This is a genomic window from Roseateles sp. (genome assembly GCF_965262435.1).
In the GTDB taxonomy this organism is placed as follows: domain Bacteria; phylum Pseudomonadota; class Gammaproteobacteria; order Burkholderiales; family Burkholderiaceae_C; genus Paucibacter_A.
This window is the reverse complement of record NZ_OZ253537.1, coordinates 1,357,274-1,371,623: the sequence shown is the minus strand read 5'-3', so window position 1 is coordinate 1,371,623 and position 14,350 is coordinate 1,357,274. Positions and strand designations below refer to the sequence as shown.

The 14,350-nt window shown below is 68.3% G+C and carries 8 protein-coding genes; 5 read left to right on the top strand and 3 right to left on the bottom strand.

Annotation, left to right across the window (positions count from 1 at the left end; all coding sequences use genetic code 11):
• Positions 1-7: 7 nt before the first annotated feature.
• The 3 genes from ACQY39_RS05930 to ACQY39_RS05920 form a co-directional block, all read right to left on the bottom strand.
• A complete protein-coding gene (locus tag ACQY39_RS05930) occupies positions 8-826 on the bottom strand; it encodes a carbon-nitrogen hydrolase family protein (protein WP_428504311.1) in 819 nt (272 codons plus the stop codon).
• Positions 827-880: 54 nt separating this feature from the next.
• Positions 881-2,041: an IS30 family transposase gene (locus tag ACQY39_RS05925; protein WP_428504309.1), complete on the bottom strand. Its 1,161-nt coding sequence runs from the start codon at positions 2,039-2,041 to the stop codon at positions 881-883.
• Positions 2,042-2,429: 388 nt separating this feature from the next.
• Complete coding sequence (locus tag ACQY39_RS05920) at positions 2,430-6,617, bottom strand: YhdP family protein (protein ID WP_428504307.1); 4,188 nt, start codon at positions 6,615-6,617, stop codon at positions 2,430-2,432.
• Positions 6,618-6,861: 244 nt separating this feature from the next.
• On the opposite strand from ACQY39_RS05920, the gene glnE reads away from it, so the two are divergent.
• The 5 genes from glnE to ACQY39_RS05895 all read left to right on the top strand — a co-directional run bounded on the left by glnE (position 6,862) and on the right by ACQY39_RS05895 (position 14,342).
• Positions 6,862-9,648 (top strand): bifunctional [glutamate--ammonia ligase]-adenylyl-L-tyrosine phosphorylase/[glutamate--ammonia-ligase] adenylyltransferase, encoded by a 2,787-nt coding sequence (gene glnE, locus ACQY39_RS05915; RefSeq protein ID WP_428504305.1) that lies wholly within the window; start codon positions 6,862-6,864, stop codon positions 9,646-9,648.
• The gene (locus ACQY39_RS05910) at positions 9,645-10,238 is read left to right on the top strand and encodes a rhomboid family intramembrane serine protease (RefSeq protein ID WP_428504303.1); all 594 of its coding nucleotides are present in this window, start codon (positions 9,645-9,647) and stop codon (positions 10,236-10,238) included. Before glnE ends, ACQY39_RS05910 begins: the two co-directional genes overlap by 4 nt.
• Before the next feature lie 139 nt (positions 10,239-10,377).
• Positions 10,378-11,298, top strand: coding sequence for a DMT family transporter (locus ACQY39_RS05905; RefSeq protein ID WP_428504301.1), 921 nt, complete (start codon positions 10,378-10,380; stop codon positions 11,296-11,298).
• Positions 11,299-11,527: 229 nt separating this feature from the next.
• Positions 11,528-13,501: a methyl-accepting chemotaxis protein gene (locus ACQY39_RS05900; RefSeq protein ID WP_428504299.1), complete on the top strand. Its 1,974-nt coding sequence runs from the start codon at positions 11,528-11,530 to the stop codon at positions 13,499-13,501.
• Entirely contained in the window at positions 13,482-14,342 is an 861-nt protein-coding gene (locus tag ACQY39_RS05895) for a hypothetical protein (protein ID WP_428504297.1), read from the top strand. The genes ACQY39_RS05900 and ACQY39_RS05895 overlap by 20 nt, the downstream gene beginning before the upstream one ends.
• Positions 14,343-14,350 lie beyond the last annotated feature (8 nt).

The window sequence follows — 14,350 nt, the reverse complement described above, 5'->3', positions numbered from 1 at the left end:
CAAAAGGTCAGAGCCGGCGGTGCTGCAGCGCCGGCAGCTGCGCGCGCACGGCCGCCAGGCGGCTCGTGTCGACATCGGCCAGCACCAGGCCCTCGCCCTCCGGCAGGCAACCCAGCACCTCGCCCCAGGGGTCGACGATCATCGAGTGGCCCCAGGTCCTGCGACCATTCTCATGCCGGCCACCCTGGGCCGGTGCCACGATATAGGCCTGGTTTTCGACCGCACGGGCGCGCAGCAGCAGCTCCCAATGGGCCTGACCGGTGGTGTAGGTGAAGGCCGCCGGCACGCAAAACAGGTCACAAGCCACTCGCCCAGGCTGAAAGCTCATGGCGCGATAGAGCTCCGGGAAGCGCAGGTCGTAGCAAACGCTCAGCCCCACGTGCAGTTCGCCCGCTTGCACGGTCACCGGCTCGCTGCCAGCCTCCAGCACGCGGCCCTCGTCATAGGCCTCGCGGCCGTTGTCGTAGCGGAACAAATGAATCTTGTCGTAACGCGCGGCGCGCCGGCCATCGGGCGCGTAGACACAACAGGCGTTGCGAACCCGGGCGGGGTCGGCCGTGCGCAGCGGCAAGGTGCCACCGACCAGCCACAGACCCAACTCGGCCGCAGCCTCGCTGAGCGCCCGCTGGATCGGTGCCTGCACATCGCCATCACTCTCGGCCAAGGCCAGCTTATCGCCGTCCTGCCGGCCCATCAGGCAAAAGTACTCGGGCAAGGCCGCCAGCTGCGCCCCCTGTGCCGCCGCCTCGGCCAGCCAGTGACGGGCCCGGGCCAGGTTGGCGCCCACATCGGAGCCCGACACCATCTGAATCGCAGCAATCTTCATGGCTTCACCTTCGTTCTACGTGTGGTCGGCGGCAGTCTTCTGTCGGCGGCGGATTCAACCGGTCGTCGCAACACATTCGCTGAATCTCTCAGCGGGCGTTTGGAAGCCGAGCGTCTTGCGCGGCCTCTCGTTCAATTGTCTGGCGATCGCGTTGAGTTGGTGTTGTGAGTAGCCCGAGATGTCGATGCCCTTGGGTAGGTACTGCCTGAGCAGCCCATTGGTGTTCTCGTTGCTACCTCGCTGCCAAGGGCTTTGCGGGTCACAGAAGTAGACCTGAATATCGGTGGCCATGGTGAATCGCTTGTGCCCATGCATCTCCGTGCCTCGGTCCCATGTGAGCGACTTGTAGAGCTCCTGCGGCAGCTTGCGGGCATGCTTGATAAGCGCGTTGACGACCGTCTGCGAGTCCTTGCCTTCCAGCTTCACCAGCATCACGTATCGCGTCTGGCGCTCGACCAGCGTCGCGATCTGGCTGTTGCTGCTGCCGAAGACCAGGTCTCCTTCCCAATGGCCAGGCACCGCCCGGTCCTCGATTGACGCGGGCCGCTCGCTGATCGAGACCGCGTCGACGATCTGTCCATGAATCGCGGTCTTCTGCGTGTAAGAGCGAGAGCGCCGCATGCCGCGCGTGCGCCGCAGGTGCTCCAGCAACTCCTTCTTCAAGGCACCGCGCGCTTGAATGAACAGGCTGCGGTAGATCGTCTCGTGTGACACGTGAAAACTGTGGTCGTTCGGATAAGTATGCTGGAGCCAGCCCGCAATTTGCTCGGGCGACCAGAGCTTACGAAGCATGTCAGCCACGATGCCAGCCAAAGCCCGGTTCTTGGCAAGCTTACAGAGCTTCGGTCGAAGGGCCCGCTCCCACGCAGCTTGGTCGGCCAGGGCTGCGCGATAGCCATCCTGCCCGCCGTTGCGGCTGACTTCTCGGCTGATCGTCGACGGCGCCCTTCCGAGTTGGGCAGCGATCGAACGCATTGAATGCCCGGCCATCAGCGCCCGCGAGATCTCCTCTCGCTCCTCCAGCGTCAACGCACTTGCGCAGCGCTGCCGCTCGGGCGGTCGAATACCACCGGTCTTCGAAAGAATGCCATGGATCGACGTGTGCGGCCGGTCGAACAGCTTGCCAATCTCATGAAGCGTCCAGCCCTCCTTCCAGCGTTCCCACATCAATGCCTTCTGGGTGGCCGTGTAGTACGTACGAGTCCGGTACTTCATCTGCAACACTCCTTCTGCCCAAGCAGTGGTTAGTGTGTTGCATTGACCGGTTGAATCCGCCGCGCTGAGCAGCCGTTCGATTGGGCGGGGATTGGGCCGCCTGGGCACTCCGCTCCGTTCATGTCCCCCGGCCCCAGCCTGCGGCCGGGGCCTCCTCCCTAACTTCACTTCGCGAAGCACCCAGCCGTCCCAATCTAGCAGGGCCCTGACCCTTCGACGAAGACGCCAACCGTTTGAACTGGCAAGGGGTGTCGGGTGAGTGCTGAAGCGAAGTTAAGGAGGAGGTCCGCGCGCAGCGCGGGCCGGGGGACATGAGCGGAAGCACTCGCCCGGCGCCCCTTGGCACCAGCCCTAGAGTCAAGGTCTGCTATGTGCCGATCGCAGGCGCTCACGGCTGGCGCGCTCCGCCGCTGGCCGGGACGGCGGCTTCATCGGGCTTGTGCTCGACCTTCTCCACCTTGGGCTCCACCCAGGTGCCGGTGATGTGGAACTCGCGTGTGCTGGCTGCGGCCAAGGGCCGGCTCAGCAGCAGCTGAGCGAGGAAGGTGCCCAGACCGATGGCTGGGTTGATCGCCGCATAGGCCAAGGAGGCGCCGCCGGCGTTCAAGTCGGGCACCACCAGCACGCGCAGGTTCTGGGTTTCCGCGGCCAGGTCGGCCCGGCCTTCAAGCAGAACCGAAGCCTGCACACCCTGGGTGCGCAGATTGCTGCTGCTGGCCACACCCTGCTCGATCTTGACGTCGCCCTGGATGCCATCGAAGGTGAAACCTTCGGCAAAGACATCGCGGAAGTCGAACAGGAAGCGCCGCGGCAAGGACTGCAAGCTGAGCACGCCGAGCAGGCGGCCGACCCCCGGCTCCACCGTCAGAAACTGGCCCGACTGCAGGGCCACATGGAGCTGGCCACTCATGCTGGCGTAATCGGGCGACAGGGGCGAGCCGGCCCAGCCGATCTGGCCGGTCAGCTCACCGCGGCCGCCACGCAAGACCCGACCCTGGCCCATGCGCTCGAGCAAGCTGCCGGCGTCCAGCAGCTCCAGCTTCCAGTCCAGCTCGGTGCGGCGCTGCGGTCGCCCGGCTTCGTTGTTGACCCAGCGGCCGCTGCCATTGAGCACGGCGTCGGCCGATTTGAGCTGCAGCTTGTTGAGATGCCAGTCTCGCTGCGGCCCGCTGGCCCGCGCCTGCACCTCAAGCCGGCCCAGCTGCTTGCCGCGCAACTCGAATTCGTCCACCACGATGTCGAGATCAGGCACGCTGGCGTTGGCCGGACCGGGCTCCACCACGGAGCTCTTGCCCGCCAGCAACTGGCTGACCGAGTCGGCCTCTTGGCGCGGCAGGGAAAGGCGGCTCAGGCGCGCATGGACCAAGCCACCGGCGCCTCCGCGCAGCTCGATCTGACCGCTCATCTGCTCGGCATCGAGATTGAAACGCCAGTGCTGGGCATCGGCACCGGGCACGCGGCTGGCGCCCAGCAGCAGGCGATTCAAGGTGCGGCCAGACAGTTGCAGCGCGGTGGCGCGCATGGCGATCTGATTGGGCAGATAGGGCGAATCCAATGCCACCGAATCGCCGGCCGCCGCAGCGGCGGCACCGGCTTGGCGATCCAGAGCCTGGCGCCAGGCGTCGAGGTTGAGGCTGTCAAAGTTGGCGCTCAGCTGCACACCGCTGGCCGGCAAGGGCGGCAGGTTGTCCTGCACAGCCAGGGCGCCGCGCAGCACCCGGGCCGGCTCCACCGTCAGGTCGCGCTGGAAATGAGCCAAGACGGTATTGCCCAGCTCCAGGCGGAGCTCATCGCGGGCGGACTGGGTGGCCGCGGCGGCCAGGGGCGCCAGCACGGTCTGCACACGCAGGGCCAGGATGCTGTCGGCCTCCTTGCGCAGCGGCGCCGGGAGGCTGAGCGCCAGGCCTTGCAGATTGCTGCTCAGATTGAATTCGGGCTGACCATGGCTGATGCCCAGCTGCAGGCGATAGGCCGCCTGGCCGCTGGCCGCCTGCAAAACCGGCGCCAGCGCATTGAACTCGGGCAGGCGGCGCAGCGCCTCGGCCGTGGCCACCCCTTGCGCGCTGAAGCGCAAGCTGCCGTCACTCTGCGTGCCGCCCTCGATGGCCGCATCACCGCCGGCCACGCGGGCCTGGGCGCCGATCACCTTGACACCGACCTGGTCGAATTCGACCCGCCCGCGGGCGTTGCCCAGCAGCGGAATGGACGGCCGGATGCGCAGCTCATTGCCCCCGAGCTGCACGGCACCACGCACCTTGCTGTGGGCCAGGTCGTGCAGAGGCAGGCTCAGGTTCAGCTTGAGCGCGGCCGGGCCCGTGGCCGTGGTCTGCGCCAGCATGCCGCCGGTCCAGCCATGAACTGGCGAGCTGCGCACATAACGCAACAGCTCCTGAGCCGGGCCGCTGCCGCTGCCCTCGATCTCGAGCACCTGCTTGTGCAAGAGATCCTTGATGCCACCGCTGATGCCGCTGAGCTCGTAGCCCAGCACACGGGCCTGGCCGCGGCGGATGGCCATGCCGCCGCGCTCGAACACCAGCTCGGCGCTGACATGCTCAAGCGCCGGCCAGCTCAGCGCCTGGCCCGGTTCGGCCGGGGGCACATAGGCGAGGTCGATGTCGCGCGCCTGCGTGCTGATTCGGAACTGGCCGCTGCGCTCGTTCTCGAAGGGGAATTCGTTCAGCGGGCCACGAACCTTGAAGTTGATGGCCCGGGCCTCGCCGCCGCGGATGGCGTCGCGCACATAGAGCAGCGCATGGTCACCAACGGCCAGAGGCAGGTAAGCGACCACGCGGCGCGCGTCCACCCGCTCGATCTTGCCGTTCAGATCCAACCAACCCAGGGATTGCGCCTCGCTGCCGGCGCGCCAGGTGGCGGAGAACTCGCCGCGCAGGTCGGCGTTGGCCAGGGCCAGGTCCTTGACCTGCAACTCGAAGCGGCGGCCCGGCTTGGCGGTCGGGTCGACCAGCCAGCTCAGCTGCGCGCTCAGCTGTTTGAAGGGTGGCAGCGGGGCCTGGAAGATGCCTGGGAAGTCCAGGCGCCCGCCTTCGGCCAGCTTGAGCGTGGCCCGGCCGCCGCGCTCATGGGCTTCCAGCTTCAGGCTGAGGCCGTCGAAACCGGGCCGGCCCGGGTGAACCACAGAAGGGGCAGTGGGCATGGCCTGCCCGGGCTGCGAAGCCGCAGCCGCGGGCGCGGGGCTGTCCGGCGCGGGCCGTGCGGCCATGCGCAAGCCGTCCAGCTGCGCCTTGATCTGGTAGCTGCGCGGCGCGTCCAGCGGGCCGTCCCAGCGAGCCGACAGATCACTGAGCACGCCCTGAGGTGCCAGGTCGGCCAGGCGGGCGCGTGCCGCCTCACCGACCGGCAAGCGCTGCAGCAGCTGGGCCAGCAAAGCCATGTCCAGGCGCTGCACCTGCAACTCGCCGCCCACGGGCGCTGCCAGCGCGGCACTGGCGGCCGCGGTGCTGCTGGCTGCGGCCAGCTGCGGCTTGGCCAGACGCAGGCGCAAACCCCAATCGGAACGCGGCCAGACCGTGCCGTCGCCGCTGACAAAGCCGAGCTGGCGCGCCTGCAGCGAGAGTAGCTGCGCTTCATTGAGCAGCTGCAAACGGCCCTCGATGCGGGTCAGATCGAGCAGTTCGGCCGCGGGTTCCAGACGCAGCTTGACCGAGCGCAGGGCCAGGTCCACGGTCACGCCCTGGGACTCGCCCTTTTTGTAATCGAGCCAGGCGCGCAAGGCACCGTCGCCCTCGCTGAGCTCGAAAGGCAGGTCGACATGGCGGCGCAGCTGGTGCAGGTCCGCGCGCGGCAGGTCGGCATAAAGCTGGCCGGTCCAGCTGCGCAGCTCGGACGGGCGCTTGAGCAGTTGCTGGCGGAACTGGCCCTGCAAGCTGAAGCGCTGGCCCCAGTCGGCGGGCGGCGTCGCGTCGAGGCGGAAGTTGTGCTCGCGCAAGCCATTGCGCAGCACCAGGTTCAGGTCGGCCAGCTCCAGCGGCGGCGCGGCGCGGCGCTCGTCCACCCAGCGGATGCGGCCCTTGAGGATGACGAACTCGTGCTGGCTGAGCAGCCAGTCGGCCCAGGCCTCGGCCATATCGGCGGTCTGCACCTGGGGGGCGGCGTCCATGCTGAGGCCGGCGACAAAGATGCGGCCCTGGCGGTCACGGCGGATCTCCAGCTGCGGCGCGTCGATCAGCAATTGCTCGAAACGCAGCTGCAGGGCCAGCACCGAACGCGCCGACAAAGCGGCCGCCACTTTTGGCAGACGCAAGGCCTCGCGGCCTTGCGGATCGAGCAGGCGTACATCGCGCAACTCCAGGGCCGGCACCCAGCCGCCCGAGGTGACGGTGATGCTGCCAATGCGCAGCGGCACGCCCAGGGCGGCCGAGGCGCGCCGCTCCAGCTGCGGGCGCCAGTCGTCAATATGAGGCAGCACCAGCCAATGCAGGGCCAGCCAGGCCAGCAGCACCAGACCCCAGGCCAGCAAGAGCAGGCCCGCCGACCAACGCGCGGCCCGCAGCAGCCAGCGCGCCGGGCGACGCCACCCGAAGTGGCCTGGAGGACGGACTCGGCTGAGCTCGGGCATGAACGGTTATCGGGTCCGGCTCACCGGCGCAAGGCTTGTAAAAGACGAAAAAATTGCCGGCACAGGTCCGGCGCGACGGGGCTGGCAAGGTCGGAAAGGGGCAAGTTTTGACGCTTGCCGTGCCAGGGCTTTTCTCGGACTTTTCTCGGGCATTGAAGTTTCTGCATACTTCAGCCCTTCTCGCCCGCAAAGCAGCCCTGCCGAGCCCCGCCGAATCTAGCACAGCCATCTGTTCCAACCGCCCATGACCGAGCCTCAATCCGACTGCGTGGCCACTGCCGCTGCTCCGGCCAGCCCTGGCGCTCTTGCCGAGCACAGCCGCTTTGTCCAGCGCGTGCGGCGACGCTATGAACGGGAACTGCCCCTGCTGCCGGCCGGCCTGCCCTCGCGCGCGGCCATGCAGGCCCTGGTCGAGGCGCTGCAGGCCCAGGGCCGCAGCCTGGCCAGCGCCCTCCGCGTGGCGCGGCATCTGGTGCTGGAGCGCCTGGCGGTGCTGGACATCGAAGCCGGCGCGGCCATGCACGAGATCACCGAGGCCATGACCCACCTGGCCGAGGTCAGCCTCTGCCTGGCCCTCACTGCCGCGCGTGCCGAACAGGACCAGGTGGCCGGCGCCCCGCGCAACGAGGCCGGTGAAGTGATCGACTTTTGGGTGCTGGGCATGGGCAAGCTGGGCGCCCGCGAGCTCAATGTCTCCTCGGACATCGACCTGATTTACGTCTACGAAGACGAAGGCCAGACCGACGGCCCGCGCCCGGTATCGGCCCACGAGTACTTTGCCGGCGTGGCCAAGAAGCTCTACGCCCTGATCGGCGAGGTGACGGACGACGGCCAGGTCTTCCGCGTCGACCTGGCCCTGCGCCCCAATGGCAACTCGGGCCCGGCGGCCGTCAGCATGGCCATGCTGGAAGAGTATTTCCTGGTGCAAGGGCGCGAGTGGGAACGCTTCGCCTGGCTCAAGAGCCGGGTGGTGGCGCCGCTGGAATCGGTGCAGAACGGCCGCGCCCTGGCCCTGCGTTCGCTGGTGACGCCGTTTGTTTACCGCCGCTACCTCGACTACGGCGTGTTCGAAGGCCTGCGGCAACTGCACCGCAAGATCCGCGACGAGGCGCAGCGCCGCGCTGTGGGCCGGCCCGAGCGGGCCAATGACGTCAAGCTCTCGCGCGGCGGCATCCGCGAGATTGAGTTCATCGTCCAACTGCTGCAGGTGGTGCGCGGCGGGCATTTCCCCGAGATCCGCACCCGCTCCACGGTCAAAGCCTTGAGCCGCCTGGCCAGCCTGGGTCTGATGAAGCCGGACACGGCCGAGAAGCTCAGCGAGTGCTACGAGTTCCTGCGCCGCGTCGAGCACCGCATCCAGTTCCTGGACGACCAGCAAACCCACTGCCTGCCCTCGGCCGATGCGGACCTGCTCTGGATCGCCCACAGCCTGGGCATGGTCTGCCGGCCTGAGGGTTGCGAGCTGCTCGAACGCCTGTGCGAAGTTCGCGAGACCGTCGCCAACGAATTCGACGCCCTGCTGCACGACAGCCAGGCCCCCGGCCCGGCTGGCGGCCCCAAGGGCTGCCGCAGCTGCAATGGCCCGGCCTTGCCGGTCGATGCCGAGGAGTTCCTGGCCAAGCTGCAGCCCGAACTGGCCGTGGCCGTGCGCCGCTGGGCCAGCCAGGCGCGGGTACAGAACCTGCGCGAGGACTCGCGCCTGCGCCTGGCCAAGCTGGTCGGCCGCGCCGCCATGGCGGTGCGCGACGAAGGCTGCAGCCTGGACGCCGCCCTGCGTTTTGTCGACTGGATGGAGCCGCTGCTGCGTCGCGAGAGCTATCTGGCCCTGCTGGTCGAGCGCCCCTCGGTGCAGACCCGGCTGCTGCGCCTGCTGGGCCTGGCGCGCTGGCCCATGCGCTATCTGATGCAGCACCCGGGCGTGATCGACGAGCTGGCCGACAACCGCCTGCTCAGCGAACGCTTCGACGGCCCCGGCTTCCTCAGCGATCTGCAGGCCCGCCACGAGGCCTGGGAGCGCAGCGGCGAGGCCCATGAAGAAGCCCTGCTGGACACCTTGCGCCGCGCCCACCATGCCGAGGTCTTCCGCACCCTGGTGCGTGACATCGAAGGCCAGATCACGGTCGAGCAGGCCGCCGACGAGCTCTCGGCCCTGGCCGACGCGGTGCTGCAATGCACGATAGCCTGGACCTGGGCCCGCCTCAAGCAGGCCCACCGGCCGCAGCCGCGCTTCGCCGTCATCGCCTACGGCAAGCTGGGCGGCAAGGAGCTGGGCTACGGCGGCGACCTGGACGTGGTCTTCCTCTTCGACGACGAGGACGAGGCCGACAAAGACCTGGTGCCCGAGGTCTATGGCGCCTTTGTGCGCAAGCTCATCACCTGGCTGACGGTGCGCACCGCCGCCGGCGAGCTCTTCGACATCGACACCGCCCTGCGGCCCAATGGCAACTCGGGCATGCTGGTCACCTCGCTGGCCTCGTTCGAGAAGTACCAGACCGGCCGCGGCAGCAACACCGCCTGGACCTGGGAACACCAGGCCATCACCCGCGCCCGCTTCTGCGCCGGCGATGCCAGCCTGGCGGCCCGCTTCGAGGCGGTGCGCAGCCATGTCCTGACGGCGCCGCGCGACCACGCCGCCCTGCGCGAGGAGGTGAAGGCCATGCGCGAGAAGGTGCGCGCGGCCAAGCCGGTGCGCGCCGGTTGGTTTGATCTCAAGCACAGCGCCGGCGGCATGATGGATGCAGAGTTCGCGCTGCAGTACCTGGTGCTGGCGCATTCGGGCGCCCACCCGGAGCTGATCCCCAACCTCGGCGTCATCGCCCTGCTGCAGCGGGCCGAGGCGGCCGGCCTGCTGCCGGCCGGTGTGGGCCGCGCTGCCGCCGACGCCTACCGCGAGCTGCGCCGCGCCCAGCACCGCGCCCGCCTCGACGAGCAGGCCACCACCTTTGACGAGGCCCACCTGGACGAGCTGGGCCTGCGCGCCCAGCGCGAAGCCATGCTGGCGCTCTGGCGCGCCGTGTTCGAGGCCGCTTGAATTCGGCGTTCGGACAGGCGCGCGCCTGGCTGGGCCTGTGCGTCCTGCTGGCGGCCGGCGGCCTTCTGGCTGGCGCGCTGCCGAGCGCCGTGCTTGACTGGCAGCCTGGCCTGGCCGGCGAGCAGCCCTGGCGCGCCTGGAGCGCTGCATTCGTGCATTGGAGCCTGCTGCACCTGGGCGCCAATCTGGCCGGCTGCGCCGTGCTCGGCGCCCTGGGCCTGAGCGCCCGCCTCGGCACGCCCTGGGCCCTGGCCTGGTTCGCAGCCTGGCCGCTGACGCAATGGGGGCTGCTGCTGCAGCAAGAAGAGCTGCTGCACTTTGGCGGCCTGTCAGGCGTGCTGCATGCGGGCGTCGCCGTGGCTGTCATCGCTTTGCTGCAGGGCCCCGGCCGCGAGCGCCACATCGGCCTGGCCATCGCCGCCGGCCTGATCACCAAGCTCTGGCTCGAACAAGCCTGGACTGGCCCGGCCCTGCGCCAGGTGCCTGGGTGGGACATCGCCGTGGCACCGTTCTCACATTTCAGTGGGGCCGTGGCTGGTGGAGCCTGCGCAATGATGGCCGCGTGGTGGACGCGGGTGCGTACTCAGTGAACAGGTAAATACTCAGTGAACGGGTGAACAGGTGAACGGGTGAAGCCTTGCGGCACACCACGCACAACGCACCAGTCGCCCATTCACCCATTCACCCATTCACCTGTTCACCCGTTCACCCATTCACCCGCCCCCACCCATGCCCCGCCACACCCACCTCGACTCCCGCGCCATCGTCCTGCTGCTGATCTGCTGCGTCATGTGGGGCCTGAACCAGGTGGCGGTGAAGGCGGCGATGAGCGAGATGGGGCCGCTGTGGCAGGCGGGGCTGCGCTCGCTGGTGGCGGCGGGGTTGGTGGCGCTGTGGGCGAAGTGGCGCGGCATTGCACTGTTCCAGCGCGACGGCAGCTTGCGTGGCGGCTTGCTGGCCGGCGCGCTGTTCGGGCTGGAGTTCGCCTGCATCTTCATCGGCCTGCAGTACACCAGCGCCTCGCGCATGGTGGTGTTCATCTACCTGAGCCCCTTTGTCGTGGCCCTGGGCATGCCCTTCATTTCGGCCAGCGAGCGCCTGGCGCCACGCCAGATCGCCGGCCTGGTGATGGCCTTCGCGGCGGTGGCCTGGGCGTTTTCGGAAGGTTTTCACAGCACGGAAGCGAGCCGCCCCCTGCAATGGCTAGGCGACAGCCTGGGCGTGCTGGCGGCCCTGCTCTGGGGCGGCACCACCTTGGCCATACGAGGCAGCCGCCTGGCCAGCGCCAGCGCCGAGAAAACCCTGCTCTACCAGCTGGGCATCTCCGGCCTGGGCCTGAGCGTGGCCGCGCTGGTGGTCGGCGAACCGCTGCCGGCCGAATGGACGCTGCGCCTGAGCGGCCTGTTCTTTTTCCAGGCGGTGATCGTCAGCTTTGCCAGCTACCTGCTCTGGTTCTGGATGATCCGCCACTACCCGGCCACCCGCCTGGCCAGCTTCACCCTGGCCACGCCGCTGTTCGGCCTGCTGGCCGGCGCCGCGCTGCTGGATGAGGCGATCAGCCCGCGCCTGGGCCTGGCCTTGCTGGCCCTGGCGGCGGGCGTGGCCTTGGTCAATCGAAGCGCGCCGCCGGCTGGGGCCAGCAAGGACTGAGGGCGCCTGGCGGGCGCGTCGCGCGCCAGCAACAAGGCGCGGCTCAGGCACAGCTTCCCGAAAGCCTGGGCGCCCATAGTTCTCGATCCGACGCTCAAGTTTGGTGCACAGGCTGCCGATACCCCTGTTCTGCAATCCTTTGCAATACCATTTCTCGCAGCCCCCCCCAGGCCCGGCGTTCCCTGAGCGCCCACAAGCTTCGCCTCCCCCTCCTCACCCTGCCACGCTCATGCGCCCACAAACTACACCGCACACAGAAACGGTCCCCAGCACCCCAGCCTGGGCCCGCCCCGGTGTGAACTGGTTCCGCAAGATGATGTTTCCGGCCAAGGCCGCGGTGATCTTGCTGCTGCTGGTGCTGCCCATGCTGCTGACCCTCGGTGTGCTGATCTCGGACCGGCACGCCGTCTGGCAGAGCACAGCGGCCGAGCGCACCGGCCTGGCCACAGTCCAGGCCCTGCTGCCCGCCACGGAGGCGACTCAGCTGCTACGCCGCGGCTTGGTCGACCGCGCCAATGGCGTGGAGCGCAGCGATTTGCCGGCGCTGCAGGACCAGTTCAAGCTGGCCATCGAGTTGCTGCACAAAGAAGCCAAGCCACGGCTGGACAGCTTCGCGGACAAGGGCGATGAACATTGGAAGCCCTTGGTGGCCGCCGTGGACAGCGCCATGCGCCAGAACAGCCAGGGCATGAGCGCCACCGAAGTGCGCAAACCCTATGTCGAAATCAGTGGCCACCTGGGCGACTTGGCCCAACATGCGGTGAACGCCAGCGGCCTGGCCCTGGACCCCGAAGGCGACACTTACTACCTGATGCTGGCGAGCACCGTCAACCTGCCCCACCTGATGGAGAACCTGGGGCTGACCCGCGGCGCCTTGGCCGCGTTTGTTCAAGACCCGAAGTCGAAGCGCCTGGCCGCGGCGGCTGCCAGTCTGGCCGTTGACAAGGCCCGGCTCGACCAGCTGAATGAAGGCCTCGCGCACGCGGCGGAGTTCAACCCTGCCCTGGCCAAGCTCAAGCTGGAAGACAAGTTGGCTGGAGCGAAAGCCTTCGTCACGCGCTACGAGGCCATGCTGCAGCAGGACGAGGTCAGCGATCGCAAGCCCGCCGACATCGTGCAGGAAGCCACGGCGGTCCTGGTCGAACTGAGTGCCCTGCAGAAAACCATCGCCAAGCAGCTGGACCAGCTGCTGGAAGCCCGCCAGCAGCGTCTGTTCGACAGCATCGTCGTCGGAGCGAGCAGCGCCCTGGCTCTGCTGCTGGCCGGGCTCTATTTCTTCTACTGCTTCTACCGCGTCATGAACTCGGGCATCCGCACCCTGATTCAGCGCATGCGTGCCATGGCCGGCGGTGACCTGACCGACACCCTCACGCCCAAGGGCAGCGACGAAACCGCCTTGCTGATGGGCGCGCTGGCGGAAATGCAGCTGTCGCTGCGGGCTACCGTCCGCGAGGTGCGCGAGGCGGCGGACGCCATCAAGATCTCGGCCGACGAGGTGGCCACCGGCAGCATGGACCTGTCGCAGCGCACCGAGCAGGCCGCAGCCAATCTGGAGAAGACGGCCTCGGCCATGGAGGAGATCAGCTCCACCGTCAGCAACACCACCGACGGCGCCGCACAGGCCGCTGGCGTCGCCACCCAGAACGTCAAGCTGGCCGGCCAAGGCGGGCAAGTGATCGAGCAGGTGGTCACCACCATGTCCGAGATCCAGGACTCCAGCCGCCGCATCGGCGAGATCATCGGCGTGATCGACAGCATCGCCTTCCAGACCAATATCCTGGCCCTGAACGCGGCCGTCGAAGCCGCCCGGGCCGGCGAGCAAGGCCGTGGCTTTGCCGTCGTGGCCAGCGAGGTGCGGGCCCTCGCCCAGCGCAGCGCCGAAGCTGCGCGCGAGATCAAGCAACTGATCGTGGCAAGCGGCGAACGGGTCGAGCTGGGCAACCGCATCGTCAGCGAAGCAGGCACCACCATGCGCGCCATCGTCGAGAGCACCAGCACGGTCGGCAGCCTGCTGCAAGGCATCTCCAGCGGCGCACGCGAGCAGGCTCTGGGCATCGACCAGGTCGGCAAGGCCATCCACGAACTCGACCAGATGACGCAGCAGAACGCCGCCCTGGTCGAAGAAACGGCTGCGGCTTCCAGCGGCATGCGCCAGCAGGCCGAGCAGCTGTCCAGCGCGGTCGATGCATTCAAGCTGCCCTGAACACGAGCGGCCGGGGGCGACGCCCCGGCGTCGGCGACTGCTGCTGAAAGCCGCCCTGGCCGGCGCCTTGGTGCCGCTCGGCTTGAACGTTTGGGCCGGCAAGCCCGAGATCTGGACCTACCCCCTCCCGAACGACGGCGACCGCAGCCGCTATGCCTTCGAGTTCGCGCTGCTCCGGGCGGCGCTGGAGGCGACGGCCACACCGGTCAAGCCGGTGCAGCTGAGCTGGTCCGCGCTGACCATGCCGCAGTCGCGCGCTCGGCTCGAAGTGGCCGCCGGGCAGCTGAGCGTGGTGCACAGCTTCGCAACGCCGGAGGTGGACGCCCTGCTGCAGCGCGTGCCCTTCCCGCTGGCCCTTGGCCTGCACAGCCAGCGCGTGCTGCTGACCCGGCACGAGCTGCTGCCGCAGCTGGCGGTGCTGCGTCATCGAGAGGAACTCAAAGCGTTTCGCTTTGGCGTGCTGAACAGCTGGAGCGATCGCCAGATGCTGCAAGAGCGAGGCTTTCAGGTCTCGATCACGGAATCCTTTGTCGGCCTGTTCAAGATGCTGGCCTTGGGACGCAGCGATGTGATCATGTGCAGCGTGCTCCATGCCGCCCAGGTCTCCGCAATGCTGGAGGATTTTCCCGAGCTGAGCTGGGAGCCCCGGCTGCTGCTGGAGATCCAGTCCGAGCCCTGGTTCTACACCGCTCGCAGCCCTGAAGGTCAGGCCCGGGCACATCGCCTGCTGCGCGGTTTGAAGGCCTTGCAGCGCAAAGGTCAGCTGGCCCAACTGCACAAGCAGTACTTCAGCGATGCCATGAGTTTGAGCCAGCACCGGCGGCGTATCGACCTCAATTGACCGCGCTG